We start from the raw sequence: 17,370 nt of genomic DNA on the forward strand, positions 1-17,370 counted from the left end.
GCGGCAGAGGGAGACTATCGATGAGCGACACCACGCTTGGCGCTCCGGCCGGGAAAGGCCAGACCGCCGCCGAGCCCAGCCTGCACCGCGTCATGGGGCCATGGCTGCTCCTGCTCTTCATCGTCGGCGATATCCTGGGCACGGGCATCTATGCCCTGACCGGGCAGGTCGCGAACCAGGTCGGCGGCGTCGTCTGGCTGCCGTTCCTCGTCGCCTTCGCGGTCGCGATGGTGACGGCCTTCAGCTATCTCGAACTCGTCACGAAATATCCGCAAGCCGCGGGCGCCGCGCTCTACACGCACAAGGCTTTCGGGGTGCATTTCATCACCTTCATCGTCGCCTTCGCGGTGATGTGCTCCGGCATCACCTCGGCCTCGACCGCCTCGCGCGCCTTCGCCGCCAACATGTCCAACGCGTTCGGGCTGGGGCTCTCCGGCGGCATCGGCATCACGCTGATCGGACTGGGCTTCATGGTGATCGTCGCGATCGTGAACCTGCGCGGCGTCGGCGAGAGCGTGAAGGCCAATGTCGTGCTGACCTGCGTCGAGCTCACCGGCCTGCTGATCATCATCACCATCGGCATGATGGCGATCGCCGCCGGCCAGGGTGATGTCTCGCGCGTGATGGAGTTCAAGACGACGGCCGATGGTGGCGTGTTCTGGCCGGTGATCGCGGCGACGACGCTGGCCTTCTTCGCCATGGTGGGCTTCGAGGACTCGGTCAACATGGCCGAGGAGACCAAGGACCCGAGCCGCATCTTCCCCAAGATCCTGCTCGCCGGCCTCTTCATCACCGGCGTGATCTACGTGCTGGTCTCGGTCTCGGCGATCACGCTCGTCCCGCCCGAGCAGCTCGGCGAGGGCGAGACGCCGTTGCTCAAGGTGGTGCAGGCCGGCGCGCCGAACTTCCCGATCTGGATCTTCGGCTTCATCACCATGTTCGCGGTCGCCAACAGCGCCCTGATCAACATGCTGATGGCGAGCCGGCTGGTCTATGGCATGAGCCGCGAGCATGTGCTGCCGCCCATCCTCGGCAAGGTCCACCCGACCCGCCGCACGCCCTATGTCGCGATCGGCTTCACCAGTCTGCTTGCGTTCGCGCTGATCACCTTCGTCGGCGAGGTGCCGGCGCTGGGCGGCACGACGGCGCTGCTGCTGCTTTGCGTCTTCACCGTGGTCAACGTCGCCGTGCTGGTGCTGCGCAACGACAAGGTCGAGCACGGACATTTCCGCACGCCGACCTTCCTGCCGATCGTCGGCGCGATCTCCTGCGCCTTCCTGGCCGGGCCGTGGACCGGACGCGCGTCGGTCCAGTACACGATCGCCGGCGTGCTGATCGGTGTCGGCGTGGTGCTGTGGGTCGTGACCGTCATCGTCAACCGCAAGACCGGAACCCTGCCCAGCGACCCGCTGATGGAAGACATCGGCGGCCGCGGCCCGGTCAACTGACCGAAGCGGGACGCTCCGCAACGAGAAAGGGCCGGCGCATGCTCGCCGGCCCTTTTCGACATCGTGCGGCTCAGGCCACGCCTGGGCTCAGAAAGTGTGGCCGCGCTTGCGCATCTCCTGCGAGAAGCGGTCGAACAGATACTGGCTGGTCTGCACGGTCCAGGGCTGCAGGACGAGCAGCAGATCGTCCATCGCCTCGCGCCGCAGCGCATTGTAGCGCTGGCCGACCGGAGACTTGAAGAAGGCCGCGATCTCCTTGAGATCCGCCTCGGTCATCTTCCGGGCGAAGACCTCGGCCGCGGTCTTGGCCATCTCGTCGGCGCGCTTGTCGGCTTCCGGCTTCAGGGCGGCGACGACGGCGTCCGCGTCCTTCTTCATCTCGGGTCGGGTCGCGAGGATGTCCTGTACGCTCTTCTCGAACTCGCCGTAGATGTTCGTGATGCCGGCCGTGACGCCGGTCACGTCCGCGACCTCGCGCGCCACCTGCAGATGGCTCGGCGTCAGCGCCGGCGCCTGGGCAAAGGCGGGCGCTGCGCAGATGAGCGCCAGACCAAGGGCAGCCCGGGCGAGAGAACGACGGATCATGCGTTGAAACCCCTTTATCAGCGACCCACCGCCGGAGCGCGCGATTGCGCCTCCGACAACGATGAATCGGTCATTGTGGCGCGTTCCTTAGCGTGTCTTGCGCCGGAATGGAATCATTCGATCTTGCCGAGCAGCCGGAGCCCATCGGCACCGGCCAGGATGGCGCCCGAGGCCAGCCCGATGAACAGGCCGTGTTCGACGACGCCGGGCACGACGTTCAGCGATTGTGCGAGCAACTCAGGGCGCTCGATCGTGCCGAGATGGGCGTCGAGGATATAGTGGCCACCATCGGTGACGAGCGTCGTGCCGTCCGCCCGCTGGCGCAGCGAGAGCCGGCCTGCCGAGCCCGCGGCGGCGATGGCCGCCGCCACGGCCCGGCGCGTCGCCTCGAGCCCGAAGGGCACAACCTCAATCGGTAGCGGGAAACGCCCGAGCGTTTGCACCAGCTTGCCGTCATCGGCGATCACGATCATGCGGGCGGAAGCCGCCGCGACGATCTTCTCGCGCAGCAGCGCCGCGCCCCCGCCCTTGATCAGGCGCAGCTGGGGATCGACCTCGTCGGCCCCGTCGATGGTGAGATCCAGCTCCGGCGTCTCGTCGAGCGTCGACATCGGAATGCCCAGCGCAACCGCCTGGGCCTGCGTCGCCTCAGAGGTCGAGACGCAGAGAACCTCGAAGCCGGCTGCGACACGCAGGCCAAGCAGATCGACGAAATGCTTCGCCGTGGAGCCGGTGCCGAGGCCAAGGCGCATGCCCGGCCGCACGAGCTCGAGCGCGCGGGCGGCAGCCAGCTTCTTCAGGTCGTCGGCAGTCATCAGCTTCGTCCGGCTCAACTTGTGGAAAACACCCGCCGCCCATCCTAGCCTTGGCGGACGACGGCGCTCTCCTGCCCCGCGGCCGCGTTCGAGTCCAGCGCGCGGAGGGCTCCCGGCTTCATTTCGTCTGGGGCGTGCACACCGTCTTGTCGTCGAAGACGTAGCAGATGCTCATCTCGCCGGTGCGGATATTGACACGGAAGATGCCGCCTTCCTTCTCATGGCGCGACGGCATCAGGCCGTAATCGCTGGGCGCCTGCGGGCCGGCCCCCTCGCCCGAGGGAAAGCAGACCGTCAGGCCGACACCGCCCTCCTTGAGCTGGAACTGGCAGGCGCCGACCTCGCCCGTCGCCTTGTCGATCCGATAGACGCGGTTGAGATCGTTCTGCGGCGCGGGCGCGAACTCGAAAGGACCGGCCCAGGCCGGCGCCGCGCCCAGCAGCGTGCCCGCAATCCCCAGCACCGCGCCTGCGATTCCCGTAATCTTCGACATGACAATCTTCCCTGTCGCCGGCCGCGCGACGAATCGCGGCAACGATACCATCCCGTGCGGCAAATTTGGGGAGGCGTCATCACGGGACTTGCCAGCCCGGCGCCGAAGACCTTTAACCGAAGCTCTTCCCCCTCGCATCGCCTCGAAAGTCCCGACCATGAGCCTGCCTCCCATCGTCGTCTTCGATCTCGACGGAACCCTTGCCGAGACGGCGCCGGACATCATGCGGGTCCTCAACGTGATCCTGGTGCGCGAAGGCCTCGCGGCGCTGCCGCTGGAGCGGGCGCGCGAACTGGTCGGCGCGGGCGCCCGGGCCCTGATCGAACGCGGCTTCAAGGTTTCGGGCCGGCCGCTCGATGCCGAAACGCTGGAGCGGCTCTTCGCGGATTTCCTGACGATCTATGCCGAGGATACCGCGGCAAACAGCCATCTCTTCGACGGCGTGCTCGAAGCGCTCGATGCGCTCGCCGCCGACGGGTATGCGCTCGCGGTCTGCACCAACAAGCCGATCCTGCACACACGGCTTATCCTTGACCATTTCGGTATTTCCGGGCGCTTCGCCGCGGTCGCCGGGCGCGACTCTTTCCCCTATTTCAAGCCGGATCCGCGCCATCTCACCCTGACGATCGCGGCAGCCAAGGCCGATCCGGCGCGGGCCGTGATGATCGGCGATTCCCGCACGGATATCGCGACCGCGCGCGCCGCCGGCATCCCGACGATCTGCGTGCCCTTCGGCTATACCGATGTGCCGATCGAGACGCTGGAGCCGGATTTCGTCATCCAGCATTTCGACGAGCTGGCCGAGGCGGTCGACCGCGTGCTCAAATCTCCTTCCCGCGCATCCTTGACGGCATGAGGCGCGCCGACTAGGAGAGGCCGGGTTCGGGCGATTAGCTCAGCGGTAGAGCACTCCCTTCACACGGGAGGGGTCACAGGTTCGATCCCTGTATCGCCCACCATTTTCCCGGACGCTCCCAAACCTCATCATCTATCTGGGTGCGGCGTCCAGCCGCAGTCTGCCTGGGCGTCAGCCGGCCTTATCCGACGACGCCCGCTCCAGGGTCGCCACGACCTCGTCGACACTCTCCCTGACGCCGAGAAGGAAGTCCTTCCGGAAGGCGATGATCGTGTCCGGCGGCTCACCCTTGAACTGATAGACGACCGCCACCTGCTCCGGGTTGACGTAGACGGGCTTGCCATCGGCAGGCGAGGTGAACTTGCAGAGCTTCGGCATGATCGGTTTCAATCCTGTGCTGATGGGCGTCCGACGGCAGCACGGCAGAGTTCGGCATGCGCCACCCATCACGCTCCAATACCGGCCGCTCCCCGCGAACGCAAAAAGCCCGCCGGCGCGAGCCAGCGGGCAAAGTCAAAAACAGGATTGTGCATCCGTGAGGTAGTCGCTGCGGCAGGGTAACCGGTTCAACGCCGCAGCTCAGGGCTGCCGATCGACTCGGTCAGCGCAATACGATCACTGCGCCGTCATCTCGCGCCGTACCACCCTTGCCGATCTGCGCGAGTTCCTCGCCGAATCGAGCCGCGATCGCCAGCCGGAAATGCAGCGGGTCCCAATAATTGGCATCCTGCGCCGTGATCGGCGAGGCGTGGGCGTAGTCGACGACCACAGCGCCATGGCGGCGGGCCAGCGCGGCGATATCCGCCTTGCAGCGGGCATAGCGCTGCCAGGCGGCCGAGCCCTGGCGCGGATAGGCCGCAAGATGAGCGGGCGGCAGCACCAGCATCACCTGCGTCGCCTTCGGAAAGGCTGCAATGCTCTCCTCCAGCCAGGACAGGGCCGGGAAGTGCCAGCCGGCGCTCTCGGCCGGCGCTATGGCGGCCGCAGGCGACAGGGGCGCCAGATCGGCGATCGCGCCGCCATGGCTCGCATAGATATGGCTGCGCGCCCGGGCGAGATCGTAGCTCGCCTCCGGCGGTGTGAAGACCTCGTAGCCGTCGCCGCGGATGCGCTCCCGCGACCAGCCGAGCTTATAGGCCATCAGCCGGCCGGCGATCTCGAGATTGGTCAGGTTGAGCAGCTTCGGCCAGTCGCTCCAGCCGACCTCACGGGAGAGCCAGCCCGGCACCGGTCGCGGCGTCAGGCGCCTGGCCTCATCGGTCGCGTCGGCCTCGCACCAGGTCGTGTCTATGCCCCAGATCAGGCGCTTGGGCGCCTGGACATGCTCCCGGAAGAGCCGCGCCATCTGCGTCTGTTCCCAAGGGGTTGCCGCATTCATCGCGAGATTGACGAAGCGGGCGTCGAGGCGGCGCGACAGAACCTCGGGGTCGAGCAGGCGCATCGTCGAGGTGCCGATCACCGCCGCGTCGAAACGCCCGGAGCGGACGAGCTGCGGGTACATGAAGCGCTGGTTGATATCCATGATCGGCCGCGGCGCCTGCCCGGCATGAACGCGCATGCCGAAGGGATCGAGCGTCGCGACGAAGGCGAAGAGCACGCCTGCGCCGACGACCGCTGCTCCCAGGAACCATCGCGACCACTGAATCCAGGCCTTCGCCATTCCGGCCTTCCGCTGCGAGCTTCACCGAACCGAGGCACGGCCACTCGATGACCCGGCGACCGCGCGGCGTCCTCATCGCACAGGCCGGCACCTCGTCACAACGCGAAAGGCGCGCCTGATGGCCGCAAGCAGCCGAACATGGCAGAGAGGGCGGATGATGCCGGGCCGTTTCCACCGTTCGATCCGCTTGCCGCGCGGGCTTGCAGCCCTGTTGCTCGCCTTCGCGCTGTCCTGCCCCGCACAGGCGGCGGAAGAGCCGTTGCCTGCATCGTCCGGCATCCAGGATGCGCTGTGCCGTCTGATCGACGACGCTGCGAAGGCGCAAGGCGTGCCCGCCGCCTTCCTGACCCGCCTGATCTTCCAGGAATCGAGCTTCCGCTCGGGCGTCACCAGCCCGGCCGGCGCGCAGGGCGTCGCCCAGTTCATGCCCGGCACGGCGCGCGAGCGCGGCCTCGCCGATCCCTTCGATCCCGAGCAGGCCGTGCCCAAGGCAGCGCATTTCCTGGCGGAACTGCGCGACCGCTTCGGCAACTGGGGCCTTGCCGCAGCAGCCTATAACGGCGGGCCCAATCGCGTCGCGGGCTGGCTTGCGGCGCGCAAGGCCGGGCAGGCCCGATTCCTGCCGGGCGAGACCGAAAACTACGTGTTCGCCATCACCGGCCGGACCGCCGAGGACTGGGCCGACGAGGCGATCGACCGCGCCAATGGCGACGGGCGCTCGCCGCCGATGCCGCCGGCGACGCGCGACAGCGATGCGCAGGCGAGCTGTGCGCCGACGCTCGTCGCGATCCGACGGTCTCGCCCTGCCCTTCCCGCTATCGCGGAAGCGCCCTTCGCACCCTGGGGCGTTCAGCTCGCCGGCAATTTCTCGAAGGCGCGGGCGCTGGCGACCTTCCAGCGGGCCGGAGCCCGCCATCGCGCCATCATCGGGGCGTTGCCGCCGATGGTGATCGGGACGCGCCTGCGCAGCCGCGGCACCCGTGCCTTCTACCGGGTGCGCCTGCCGGCCGCGACGCGGGCCGAGGCGATCGCATTGTGCCGGCGCATCCAGTCCGATCGCGGTGCCTGCGTCGTATTGCGGAGCTGACGGCAATCCAGCGATGTTGCATGCGCGCAACGCATCGCGGCAAAGCTCGATGGCTCCCGGCGATGTGATTGCGGCACGATTGCACGGTCACGGGGAAGCTGACAGGACGTTGATGAGACGTTGACTTTTCTGCGTCATTCTCGCGATCCGCCGTCCCGACCCGCCCGAGGTTCCTCCGATGATTCGCTCCCTCCGTCTGGCCTCGCTCGCGGGCCTTGGCCTGCTCGCTCTGGGCTCCGCCGCCCGAGCCGAAATCGACCCTCTGACCCGCCAGCCGCTGGTCCAGTATGTGGACCCGGCCAAGGCACAGGCCACAGCCATTCCGCGCGAGATCGTCGACTATCCGACGAAGCAGAGGCCGGGCACGATCGTGATCGATTCGGCCGAGCGGCGCCTGTATTTCGTGATGGCCGATGGCAAGGCGATGCGCTACGGCGTCGGCGTCGGCCGCCCGGGCTTCGACTGGGCGGGGACGCAGACCATTTCGCGCAAGCAGGAATGGCCGACCTGGACGCCGCCGGCCTCGATGCTGAAGCGTCGCCCCGACCTGCCGCGCTTCATGGCCGGCGGCCCGGACAACCCGATGGGCGCGCGCGCGCTCTATCTCGGCTCGACCCTCTACCGCATCCACGGCTCGAACGAGCCGGAGACGATCGGCCAGGCGGTCTCCTCGGGCTGCATCCGCATGCTGAACGAGGACGTGATCGACCTTTACGAACGCGCCAAGGTCGGCACCCGCGTCGTGGTCGCCCGCTGAGCGGAACGCAAGGTTGGAACGAGGCCGGCGGCGACGCCGGCCTTTTTCGTTGGCCGCCCCTGCCCGGAACGACCATCCTATGGCGCTTGCCCGCTTTCTCACCAGCCGGCTGCATAAGCTGCTGGAACCCTGGCAATCCGCAGCGCGCAAGTCGCGGTTGCGGAATTTCGACCTCCCGCCCGGCGCCGCCCTGCCGATTGCCCATATCCGTGCGGAAGCGCCTCACCGCTGCGACCATCCGCTCTGCGGGCTCCTCGTCGACGACGCGATCCGGTTTCACAGCCGCAACGCCCCGCGGGCGGGTTTTCGGCGCCGGGGCGTGCCGACGGCGATGCTCCTCGACATGACGCGCTATCCCACGGCCGAGACCTATCTGCGCGCCGTGTCCAAGCGTTCGCACGGCAATATCCCGCGGGCTGCAAAGAAGGCGGCGCGCCTCGGGATCACCTGCGCGCCTATCCGCCCCGAAAGCTACAGGGCGAGCATCGCGGCGATCGGCGCCTCCAAGCGCTTCCGCTCAGGCGGGCCGGTGCTGAGCGCATGGTTCCGCCCGGCTTCCGTCATCGCCGATACGCGGGAGCCGCCCTCGTCCCCGCCCTGTCCCAGCCACTGGACGATGGCCTGGGGCGCCTTCGTGCAGGAAGAAAGCGGCCCGCGACTGGTCGCCCATCTCTCGTTGCGGCGCGTCGGCGACCTCTGCCGCACGCATGACATCATGTGCCATGGCGACTACCTGCAATCGGGCGCGATGAAGCTGTTGTTCCTTGAGACCACACGCTGGCTGCTGGACCGGCAGGCGCCGGAAACCCAAGGCCTGCGCTGGTTCATGTATGGCGCCATGGAGCACGGCTCGCCCGGCCTGCATGAGTGGAAGCGGCTGATGTGCTTCGAACCCGCCAATCTCGCTTTCGAGCGCGATCTCCACTCCGGCGGCGTGGCACCATCCTGAGCTGGCGCCGAAGCGGCGTCGGCCGAAAGCCGGAGCCTTTCCTTACCGCCGCCGCTCGCGCGACAACCCCTTCTCGGCCAGGGCCGCGACATAAGCCCGCATCTTCTCCTCGCCCTGTTCACCGAGATCGCGCAGATAATCCCAGGCATAGATGCCGGTATCGTGCATGTCGTCGAAGCCGAGCCTGACGGCGTAGTGGCCGACCGGTTCGACCCGGAGGATCTCGACCTCGGCCTTGCCGGGCACGATGGTCTTCTGGCTGGGATGGTGGCCCTGGACCTCGGCCGAGGGGCTTTCGACGCGCAGAAGCTCGGCCGGCAGTGCGAAATGCGCACCGTCCTCGAAGGCGACATGGAGGGTCCGGCGGTCCTTGGAGAGGCGCAGTTCGGTCGGCCAGGATGACATGGGCGGTATTCGTCCTTCGCAGGCTACCATGATCAGGCGCTTGACCTTCACGGGCGCAGTGCCAATGTCATGCTATAGCAATGTGAAGGCGCGCCCGCATCCTGTGCGGACCGGCCGCTCCACAATGCGGGAACGTGAGGCAGACGTGCTGCTCGACGACATGAAGCCGCTGACGCGGTCGCCCCTGGTCGACCCGTTCGGCCGCAAGATTTCCTATCTGCGCATCTCGGTGACGGATCGCTGCGATTTCCGCTGCGTCTATTGCATGTCCGAAGACATGAAGTTCCTGCCGCGCAAGGAACTGCTGACGCTCGAGGAGCTTGACCGGATCGCCAGCGCCTTCGTCGCGCGCGGCACCCGCAAGCTGCGCCTGACCGGCGGCGAACCGCTGGTGCGCCGCGACATCATGAGCCTGTTCCGCTCCCTCTCGCGCCACCTCACTTCCGGCGCGCTGGACGAATTGACGCTGACGACCAACGGCTCGCTGCTGCATCGCTATGCCGCCGAACTCGCCGGATACGGCGTGCGCCGCATCAACGTCTCGATCGACACGCTCGACCCCGACAAGTTCCGCGAGATCACCCGCCGAGGCGATCTCAAGGTCGTGCTCGACGGCGTCGAGGCGGCACGCAAAGCCGGCATGCGGGTCAAGATCAACGCGGTCGCGCTGAAGGGCGTCAACGACGACGAGATCGAGCACCTGATGCTCTGGTCGCACGGACTCGGCATGGACCTGACCCTGATCGAGGTGATGCCAATGGGCGAGATCGAGGTCGGCCGCGTCGACCAGTACCTGCCGCTCTCGGTCGTGCGCGGGCGATTGATGGACAAGTACACGCTGGTCGACGATCCCTACCGCACCGGCGGACCGGCTCGCTATGTCCGCGTCAAGGAGACCGGCGGGCTCGTCGGCTTCATCACGCCGCTGACCCATAATTTCTGCGAGAGCTGCAACCGCGTGCGGCTGACCTGCACCGGCACGCTCTACATGTGCCTCGGCCAGGAAGACGCCGCCGACCTGCGCGCACCCGTCCGGGCCTCGCAGGATGACGCCCTGCTCTTCCGCGCCATGGACGAGGCGATCGCGCGCAAGCCGAAAGGCCACGATTTCATCATCGATCGCCGCCATTCCGGCCCGGCCGTCGGCCGTCACATGAGCGTCACCGGCGGCTGAGCCCGCCGGGGCGCCCGCCCCTCGCTTGACCCTTCGGGCGAATGCGGTCACCGTCCCTGCGACGGGTGGAGTTGCATGCGGTCACAGTTCAAGGCGATGGCCCGCCGGATCAAGGCGGCCGCGAGCGCGATCGATGATGCCATCAGGCAGACCCATGCGGCGCGGCTCGCCATCATGGCTGCCAGCCTGCGGCGCGCCCTGCCGCTTCTCGCCATGCTTCTTCTCGCGACGCTGCTGTTCTGCCTGTTCCTGGCCTGGTCTTCGGCGCGCAGCGTCTTCCTCGTGCTGTCGCCAGCCTCCCCGACCGGAATCATGGCCGGTATCGCGGCTGTCGTCGCGGGGCTTGCCGTGCTCGAACTCTGCGCGGCCTTCGCCATCGTCATCATGACCGCGGCCCTGCAACTCGCCTACGACACCGGGCGCCACTGTGTCCTCGCCTTGCTGGCGATCGCGAGCGCGCTCGGGCTGGCGCTGATGGCTTCGCATCTGTCTGCCGAGGGAATTCCAGCTCTTGCCGGCGCGGTCCTGCCGACGCTCGGCCTCTGCGGGCTCGTGGCACTGACGATCTGGTTCAAGCGCGCCTATCTGCGCCCGGCCTATCCCGGTTTCCGCGACTTCTGGGTCGATGTCGTCGAGGCCCGCCATTTCCTGATGCGAGCCGCCCATGGCGAATGACGATGGTGCTACCTCGCGAGTCGTGCGGATGACGCCTGCTCCGACGGCCCATCATCTGGCCGAGTCGGTCAAGGCCGGGCATCACGGCGCGAGCGATGCGGTCGAGAACCAGCCGCCTGCCCACGCGACGATGCTCTCGCAGACCGAGCAGACGCTGGTCGCCCGGGCGCGCGAGCATTTCGCCACGCTGCGGCAGGAGGCGGCGGAGCGGCTCAATGCCATCCAGGCGCAGATCACCAGCCGGCGCGAATTGTTCACGCAGCAGCGCTTCGAGGGGCGCGTTCGCGGCGTCGAGGCGACGATGCGCGCGATGCTGAGCAAGCATGGCGGCGAGCTGGAGCAGCGCGTCTACGATGCGCTCCGGGCCAAGCGCGAATACGCCTTCTTCAATTACGAGAACAAGCGCCGGGCCGATCCCAAGCTCGACAAATGGCAGTTCATCCTGTTCTTCCTGGTCGTGCCGCTGGTGATCGAGAGCCTGCTCAACGGCAATTTCTTCGCCGAGGCCAGCGATTTCGGCCTGGTCGGCGGTGCTGCGACCGCGGTCATCATCTCGGCGCTCAACATCGCGCTCGGCTTCTTCATGGGTGTCGGCCCGGCGCGCTATTGCCAGCATGTGAAGAGCTCGCACCTGTTCTGGGCCCTGCCGGCCTATGCCGGAATGATCGGACTGATCGTGCTGTTCAACCTCGCCGTCGGGCATTACCGCGAGATGCTGATCGCCAACCCGGATTCGCGCTCCTTCCAGGTCATGCCGCGCATGATGGAAAACCCGTTCGCGATCTACGACATCAAGTCGGTCGCGCTCGTCATCATCGGTTGCCTCGTCGCCTTCATCTCGGCGACCAAGGGCTATACCGCCTTCGGCACCTATCCCGGCCATGCCACCGCCTATAAGCGCTGGCGCCAGCGCTGGAGCGCGGTCGAGGAGGAGCGGCGCCGGCTCGATGCCGAATTGCTGCCGGAGCTGGAAGCGATCCGCACCCAGGTCGACGGCTTCCGCGAGGATTGCCGTGACGAACTCGGCAAGCTGCAAGGCGTGAAGGCGGCAGCCGAGAAGGCGCGCGACCTCTATACCTCCCGCCTCGGGCAACTGCGCGCCGCCAAGGACGCCGCGATGATGCAATATCGCGAGGCCAATCTCAGGGTCCGCACCGACCTGCCCCCGGCCTATTTCACGCAATCGCTCAATCTGGCCGAGATCGACCAGCCGGCGGAGCTGCCGGAATATGTCGCCGCTCGCCGCCAGATCGACGACTTCGAGCAGCAGCTCACCAGCATGCCGGCCCTGATCGAAGCCAAGCTCAAGGACCGGCTGGTATTGCTGCGCGGCGTCGACCTTGCCGGCGAGATCGAGCAGGTGAAGCTCAGGGCGGCGCAGGCGGGGCGCGAGGCCTTCGAGCAGGACGAGGCGGCCCAGAAGCAGGCGGCGGAGGATTTCGCCGCAATGCCGCGCTAAAGGTCGACAGATGAAGACCGAGAACTGGGCGATCGTCGCCTCCGTGCTCGCCGGACTTGGCCTCGTCGGCTTCTTCGCGGCGCCCTCCCTGCTGCGCGGCCCGCCGCGCGACCAGGAGACTTTGTGCCCGAAGAGCGGGCCCGTCGGACACACCCTCATCCTCGTCGACAAGAGCGACCCATGGAGCGAGGTGCAGGCCGGGCGTCTCAAGACATTGGTCAAGCAGGTCGGCGACGAATTGCCGACCGACCGGATGCTGTCGATCTATGTGTTCAACGACGTGTTCGAGCCGGGTTTTCCTGCGCTGGTCTCGCTCTGCAACCCCGGCAAGACCGCAAGCGAACTGATCGGCAACCCGCGGCGCGAATACGTCAAATGGGTCGAGAAATTCGGCCGCCCGCTCGACGAGGCTTTGACCGTGCTGACCCAGCCCGGAAAGGGCAATCAGTCCCCGATCGTCGAGGCGATCGGGGATGTCGTCTCGCGCCGCGAGAACCGCGTCCCGAGCGGAGACCGCAAGCTCCTGCTCGTCTCCGACATGCTGCAGAACTCGGGTCAGTTCACGATGTTCGGCAATGCCGCCGGCGCGCGCGATCCGGAGCGTTTGCGGCGGCTGCTCGGCAAGGTCTGGCAGGATTCGGGCGCAGGGACCTGGGAGCTGAGCGTGCATCAAGTCCAGGGCGTCTACGATCCGGCCCGGCTCGAGCAGACCGCCACGCTGTGGAAACAGGCCTTCCAGAAGCTCAATATCAGCGTGAACTGGGACCGGTTGTAGGCGGGCTGTCATCCCGTGCGCGGTGCAGCGCGAAGCGATGCTCCGCAGACACGGGACCGCGTGACGAGAAGGCGCCTTTTCCGGAGGACGGTCCCGTGTCTGCGCAGCGGCATTTCCATGCCGCAGCGCGCACGGGATGACAGGCGGTCCTGGATCAGCGCGTCAAAGCCGGTAAGCCATCCGTACACCGCCCCAATGGCGGCCGCGGACGCGCAGCGGGGCGTTGATCTCGCTCAGCAGTTCGGCGCGGCCGTCCTCATGCTCGTACCGACTGAGCTGGACGAGGAAGGGGCGGACGGAGCGGACGGCGCTCAAGCCCGCGCGGCTGTCGACGATCCGGCGATTGCGGGCATACGCGGCGTTCCAGGCGGGATCGCCGGAGCGCGGCGACTGGGACCAGGCGGCATGATGCACCGGGACATAGCCGTTGCGATCGCTCGGCACGGCGAAGACCAGACGCCGGTCGGAGCCGAGCGCATCGGCGAGCAAAGGCGGCAGGACCGTTTCGAGCACCGGCAGGCTCGGGCTCAGATATTGCCGCGGCTCGACTTCGGGGACCGGCACATAGCGGAGATCGAACAGATCATTCTCGGAGAGCAAACCGCGGTCGATGGCGTCTTCCATCGCCGCCGCGGTCTCCCGTGCGAAATCCTGGGCGCGCTCGATCAGCGGACGCCAGGAGCGTTCGATCTCCTCGATCATGCCCGCCAGTTCGCCGCAGCCGGCAGCGGCATCGCCCGCGAAGGCAAGGTGCAGGCCGAGCTCACTGGTCCCCGTCATGCGGCAAGGTAGCGGCGGCAAGCCCTCGATCGTGACCACGCCGGCGCCACCGGTCGGCAACCGGGCCTGATGCGAGCCGGCCAGCAAGGCACCGCCCCGGCCGAGGTCGACCAGCCGGCCGGACACATCGGCACTGCCGAGCGTCAGATGCGCGCCGCGGGCCGTGGGAAAGCGGTCGAAGCGGCGCCGGTCCGCGAAGGCCGAATGGCGCAGCACGGGCTTGAAGCGCCTGAGCATGTTGCCGACCAGGCGGCTGCCCTTCTGCGTGGCCCGGCGGGCGCGCTCGTTCTCGGCCACCGTCTCGTGCGCGACCCGGTCGATCTCGTCGGCCCGGCGCGCAACGCCCTCGACGAAGAGCGCCGTTTCCCGCGCGTTGCGGGAGAGTTCCGCGGTCGAATTCACCTGCTCCTGGGACGCCCGTCCGATCGTCGCCATGATCGGATTGACGCCCCGGACGATCTCTAGGGTGTCGTTGACGATACCGGTCGAGCCCTGCGCGGCACGGGTCAGCCGGTCGACACGCTCGCGGATATGGCCGACGGCGTCGCTGACCTCCACGGCGAGGATCTTGACCTCGTGGGCGACGACCCCGAACCCCCGCCCTGCCTCGCCGGCGCGGGCGGCCTCGATTGCCGCGTTGAGTGCAAGGAGATTGGTCTGGCGCGCGATCTCGGCGATCGAATCGACGATGCCCCTGATCTCTCCCGTTGCGTCGGCCAGGCCATCCAGCATCACCGCAGCCTCGCCAGCCCGCGACACGGCGGCATCAAGCCTGTCGCGAACGCTGACCACCGCTCCGTCGACCTGCTCCGCCGCCTGCGAAACCTGATGGGTCGCGGCAGCAAGAGCGGAGGCGTTCTCGCTGGCGGCACCGACGGCGCTGCGCATGCTGCCGGCATTCTCGAGGATGGCACGCGAGCCGCTTTCGGACTCGGTCGAACGCTGCTCGACCTCGCCCAATTCCTTCGTCAGTCGCTGCATCGCGAACAGGATGTCACGCTCGATATCGTCGACGGCATCGTGGGCGGACACGTCATAAGGCTGGGTCGCGGCGGCCTGCCGAGACGTGACGTCCTCCACAGGCAAGGGCGCCGCGGGGACTTCCTCCACCGGAGTTCGGGCGCCCAACCAGCGTCGAATCCTGCCCTGCATCCCCTACCCAGTCTCACCATAGGTCAAGCTCGGGTCCGGTTATGGTCCCGGCTGGTTAACAAAGGCTTCCACGCTGCCGCGCGCCGCCCCTGCCGGAGACGCATTGGACCCGCATCGCCAGCCCCTGTATGGCTGGGTTTCCGCGCCATACGGACAGGCTGCCGGCCTGAAGCCTCCCGAACAGGATTTTCATCCCTTGGCCAGCGCTGCCGAAAACCGCCGCGGCATCATCTTCATGCTCGTCGCGATGTCGCTTTTCGTCGTCAACGACGTGTTCATGAAGCTCGCTCGCGAGATCTATCCGGCCGGACAGGCGATCGCACTCAGGACCGGTTTCGCGGTCGTGGTCGGACTCGCGCTCGTTTTCGCGGCGCGGGAAAGCGACCGGCTGCACCTTGCGTTCCGTCCGCGCGTGCTGCAGCGGGGCGTTCTCGAGGCCTTCAGCGCGCTGACCTTCGGCTGGTCGCTGGGCCTGATGCCGCTCGCCAACCTCACCGCGATCAACATGGCCTCTCCGCTGCTCATCGTCGCGCTGGCGGTGCTGCTGCGGATCGAGAGCGTCGGCTGGCGGCGCGCGATGGCGCTGACCGTCGGCTTCATCGGCGTGCTGTTCGTGGTGCGCCCGGGTGCCGAATCCTTCAATGCCGCCGCCATCGTCGCCGTGATCAGCGCCTGTCTCGTCGCCGGCCGGGACCTGACGACCCGCACCATCGGCGCCGAAGTCCCCTCGACCGTGGTGTCGCTGACGACGACGATCCTGGTCGGCCTCGTCGCGCTCGCCTATGGCCTCACCGAAGAGTGGCTGCCGGTCTGGCGGCTGGAAACCGTCTATATCGCGCTCGCCGCCGTTCTGGTGACGATCGGCACCTTCTTCATCATCAGCGCCTTCCGGCGCACCGATGTCGGCGTGATCTCGCAATATCGCTACGCCATCATCGTCTTCGCGACCGTGCTGGGTTACGTCGTCTGGGGCGACGTGCCGGATCTCTACGCCGCCATCGGCGTCGCGCTCATCGTCGGCAGCGGCCTCTACACCATGCACCGCCAACGCGTGCGGCCGGATTCCAACCTGAAGCTCACGCGAAAGCCGGCGGCGTGACGGCGGCGGTCAAGCCGACACTCGCGATCCTCGTCGCGATCTCGGCGCTGCAGCCGATCGCGCTCAACCTGCTCGCTCCGGCCACGCCGGCGCTCGCCCGGCATTTCACCACGAACTACGCCACCATCCAGCTCACGCTGACCCTGTTCCTGGTCGCCGTCGCCGTGACGCAGCTCATCATCGGGCCGCTATCGGACCGCTTCGGGCGCCGCCCCTGCGTCAATGCGGGCGTGGCCCTGTTCGTGCTGGGCTCGGTGCTCGGCGCGCTCGCTCCCTCGACCCATATCCTGCTGATCGCGCGGGTGCTGGAAGGCGCCGGCGGCGGCGCGGTCTTCGCCTTGTCGCGCGCCATCATCCGCGACACCGCCGACCGCGACCACGCCGCAAGCCAGATCGCCACGGTCACCATGGTGATGGTGGTGGCGCCGATGCTCGCGCCCTGGCTCGGCGGCCAGATCGAGACCGCCTTCGGCTGGCGCGCGATCTTCTGGTTCATGACGCTGTTCGGCGTCGCCGTGCTCGTCTTCACGCTCGCGCGCCTGCCCGAGACGGCGCCCAATCTCGGCCGGCAGAGCTCACTGCTCGGCGTCTTCCGCGTCTTTCCGGAGCTCGTGCGCAACCGCGACTTCATGCTGAACGTCGTAGCGGGATCGTCTGCGTCATCGGCCTTCTTCGTCTTCATCGCAGCGACGCCCTATATCGTCGTCGAGACGATGGGCCGCGGCTCGGACGTCTACGGCGCCTATTTCATCCTGAATGCGCTCGGCTACATGCTCGGCAATTTCGCGATGTCGCGGCTGGCGGTGCGCGTCGGCACGCAGACGATGGTGCGCCGCGGCCTCGTGATTTCCTTCATCGGAACGGCCGTGGCGATGGCCCTGTCGTTCACGCCCTGGTGGTCGCCATTGGCGCTGTTCCTGCCTCTGGCGCTGAACGCGGCCGGCAATGGCATGACCATCCCCGGCGCGACGGCCGAAGCGCTGTCGGCCCGCCCGGAACTGGCCGGCTCGGCAGCGGGATTATTGGGGGCTGTCCAGCTCGGCTTCAGCGCGGCGCTGACCGTGCTGATCAGCTGGCTCGTGACGCTCTGGCCACAATCGATGAACCTGATGATCTGGCTTCTGACGACGGCGGGCCTCGCCGCCGTCGGTTTCGTGCGGACGCGGCCCGGTCGCTGATGTGAGACCGGGCCAGCGTGATC

General features: G+C 67.6%; 18 protein-coding genes and 1 tRNA gene. 12 read left to right on the forward strand and 7 right to left on the reverse strand.

All coding sequences use genetic code 11. From position 1 onward, the window contains the following. The first annotated feature begins 20 nt into the window (after positions 1–20). Positions 21–1,448, forward strand: coding sequence for an APC family permease (locus BLQ70_RS02405; RefSeq protein ID WP_091855663.1), 1,428 nt, complete (start codon positions 21–23; stop codon positions 1,446–1,448). 87 nt (positions 1,449–1,535) lie between these two features. Here the strand turns inward: BLQ70_RS02405 and BLQ70_RS02410 are convergent, their stop codons facing one another. The 3 genes from BLQ70_RS02410 to BLQ70_RS02420 all read right to left on the reverse strand — a co-directional run bounded on the left by BLQ70_RS02410 (position 1,536) and on the right by BLQ70_RS02420 (position 3,341). Next, positions 1,536–2,033 carry a DUF2059 domain-containing protein gene (locus BLQ70_RS02410; protein ID WP_061964300.1) on the reverse strand — a complete coding sequence of 166 codons (498 nt, stop codon included), beginning with the start codon at positions 2,031–2,033 and terminating at the stop codon, positions 1,536–1,538. Between the two features lie 113 nt (positions 2,034–2,146). Continuing rightward, a complete protein-coding gene (gene rpiA / locus BLQ70_RS02415) occupies positions 2,147–2,848 on the reverse strand; it encodes a ribose-5-phosphate isomerase RpiA (RefSeq protein ID WP_061965507.1) in 702 nt (233 codons plus the stop codon). A 118-nt stretch (positions 2,849–2,966) separates the two neighbouring features. Beyond that, complete coding sequence (locus tag BLQ70_RS02420; RefSeq protein ID WP_061964302.1) at positions 2,967–3,341, reverse strand: hypothetical protein; 375 nt, start codon at positions 3,339–3,341, stop codon at positions 2,967–2,969. 157 nt (positions 3,342–3,498) lie between these two features. Here BLQ70_RS02420 and gph point away from each other — a divergent pair, with 157 nt between their 5' ends. Continuing rightward, positions 3,499–4,197 (forward strand): phosphoglycolate phosphatase, encoded by a 699-nt coding sequence (gph, locus tag BLQ70_RS02425; RefSeq protein WP_091855664.1) that lies wholly within the window; start codon positions 3,499–3,501, stop codon positions 4,195–4,197. 28 nt (positions 4,198–4,225) lie between these two features. After that, positions 4,226–4,300, forward strand: a tRNA-Val gene (locus BLQ70_RS02430). Between the two features lie 68 nt (positions 4,301–4,368). On the opposite strand, the gene BLQ70_RS02435 is transcribed toward BLQ70_RS02430, so the two are convergent. Both BLQ70_RS02435 and BLQ70_RS02440 read right to left on the reverse strand, forming a co-directional pair. Beyond that, the gene (locus BLQ70_RS02435) at positions 4,369–4,575 is read right to left on the reverse strand and encodes a hypothetical protein (protein ID WP_061964306.1); all 207 of its coding nucleotides are present in this window, start codon (positions 4,573–4,575) and stop codon (positions 4,369–4,371) included. 223 nt (positions 4,576–4,798) lie between these two features. Beyond that, the gene (locus tag BLQ70_RS02440; protein WP_091855665.1) at positions 4,799–5,857 is read right to left on the reverse strand and encodes a hypothetical protein; all 1,059 of its coding nucleotides are present in this window, start codon (positions 5,855–5,857) and stop codon (positions 4,799–4,801) included. A gap of 154 nt (positions 5,858–6,011) precedes the next feature. On the opposite strand from BLQ70_RS02440, the gene BLQ70_RS02445 reads away from it, so the two are divergent. The 3 genes from BLQ70_RS02445 (at position 6,012) to BLQ70_RS02455 (ending at position 8,650) form a co-directional block, all read left to right on the forward strand. Then, positions 6,012–6,944, forward strand: coding sequence for a lytic transglycosylase domain-containing protein (locus BLQ70_RS02445; protein ID WP_244511879.1), 933 nt, complete (start codon positions 6,012–6,014; stop codon positions 6,942–6,944). Between the two features lie 178 nt (positions 6,945–7,122). Continuing rightward, a complete protein-coding gene (locus tag BLQ70_RS02450) occupies positions 7,123–7,701 on the forward strand; it encodes a L,D-transpeptidase (RefSeq protein ID WP_061964310.1) in 579 nt (192 codons plus the stop codon). 79 nt (positions 7,702–7,780) lie between these two features. Continuing rightward, entirely contained in the window at positions 7,781–8,650 is an 870-nt protein-coding gene (locus BLQ70_RS02455; RefSeq protein WP_091855666.1) for a hypothetical protein, read from the forward strand. Positions 8,651–8,692: 42 nt separating this feature from the next. Here the strand turns inward: BLQ70_RS02455 and BLQ70_RS02460 are convergent, their stop codons facing one another. Then, positions 8,693–9,055 carry a gamma-butyrobetaine hydroxylase family protein gene (locus tag BLQ70_RS02460; protein ID WP_061964315.1) on the reverse strand — a complete coding sequence of 121 codons (363 nt, stop codon included), beginning with the start codon at positions 9,053–9,055 and terminating at the stop codon, positions 8,693–8,695. 160 nt (positions 9,056–9,215) lie between these two features. Here BLQ70_RS02460 and moaA point away from each other — a divergent pair, with 160 nt between their 5' ends. The 4 genes from moaA to BLQ70_RS02480 all read left to right on the forward strand — a co-directional run bounded on the left by moaA (position 9,216) and on the right by BLQ70_RS02480 (position 13,138). Next, on the forward strand, positions 9,216–10,229 hold the full coding sequence (gene moaA, locus BLQ70_RS02465) for a GTP 3',8-cyclase MoaA (RefSeq protein WP_170843325.1): 1,014 nt from the start codon (positions 9,216–9,218) through the stop codon (positions 10,227–10,229). Between the two features lie 75 nt (positions 10,230–10,304). Further along, positions 10,305–10,904, forward strand: a complete 600-nt coding sequence (locus BLQ70_RS02470) for a hypothetical protein (RefSeq protein ID WP_113586040.1) — start codon at positions 10,305–10,307, stop codon at positions 10,902–10,904. 28 nt (positions 10,905–10,932) lie between these two features. Then, positions 10,933–12,363: a hypothetical protein gene (locus BLQ70_RS02475; protein WP_091855668.1), complete on the forward strand. Its 1,431-nt coding sequence runs from the start codon at positions 10,933–10,935 to the stop codon at positions 12,361–12,363. Between the two features lie 10 nt (positions 12,364–12,373). Beyond that, positions 12,374–13,138 (forward strand): hypothetical protein, encoded by a 765-nt coding sequence (locus BLQ70_RS02480; protein ID WP_091855669.1) that lies wholly within the window; start codon positions 12,374–12,376, stop codon positions 13,136–13,138. 162 nt (positions 13,139–13,300) lie between these two features. Here the strand turns inward: BLQ70_RS02480 and BLQ70_RS02485 are convergent, their stop codons facing one another. After that, positions 13,301–15,046 carry a methyl-accepting chemotaxis protein gene (locus BLQ70_RS02485; RefSeq protein WP_170843284.1) on the reverse strand — a complete coding sequence of 582 codons (1,746 nt, stop codon included), beginning with the start codon at positions 15,044–15,046 and terminating at the stop codon, positions 13,301–13,303. A gap of 220 nt (positions 15,047–15,266) precedes the next feature. Between BLQ70_RS02485 and BLQ70_RS02490 the strand changes: the two genes are divergently transcribed. Both BLQ70_RS02490 and BLQ70_RS02495 read left to right on the forward strand, forming a co-directional pair. Next, on the forward strand, positions 15,267–16,169 hold the full coding sequence (locus BLQ70_RS02490; RefSeq protein WP_091855671.1) for a DMT family transporter: 903 nt from the start codon (positions 15,267–15,269) through the stop codon (positions 16,167–16,169). Then, positions 16,166–17,347: a multidrug effflux MFS transporter gene (locus tag BLQ70_RS02495; protein ID WP_170843285.1), complete on the forward strand. Its 1,182-nt coding sequence runs from the start codon at positions 16,166–16,168 to the stop codon at positions 17,345–17,347. The genes BLQ70_RS02490 and BLQ70_RS02495 overlap by 4 nt, the downstream gene beginning before the upstream one ends. Positions 17,348–17,370 lie beyond the last annotated feature (23 nt).

Origin of the sequence: Allobosea robiniae, assembly GCF_900102525.1 — a bacterium.
Classification (GTDB): Bacteria; Pseudomonadota; Alphaproteobacteria; order Rhizobiales; family Beijerinckiaceae; genus Allobosea; species Allobosea robiniae.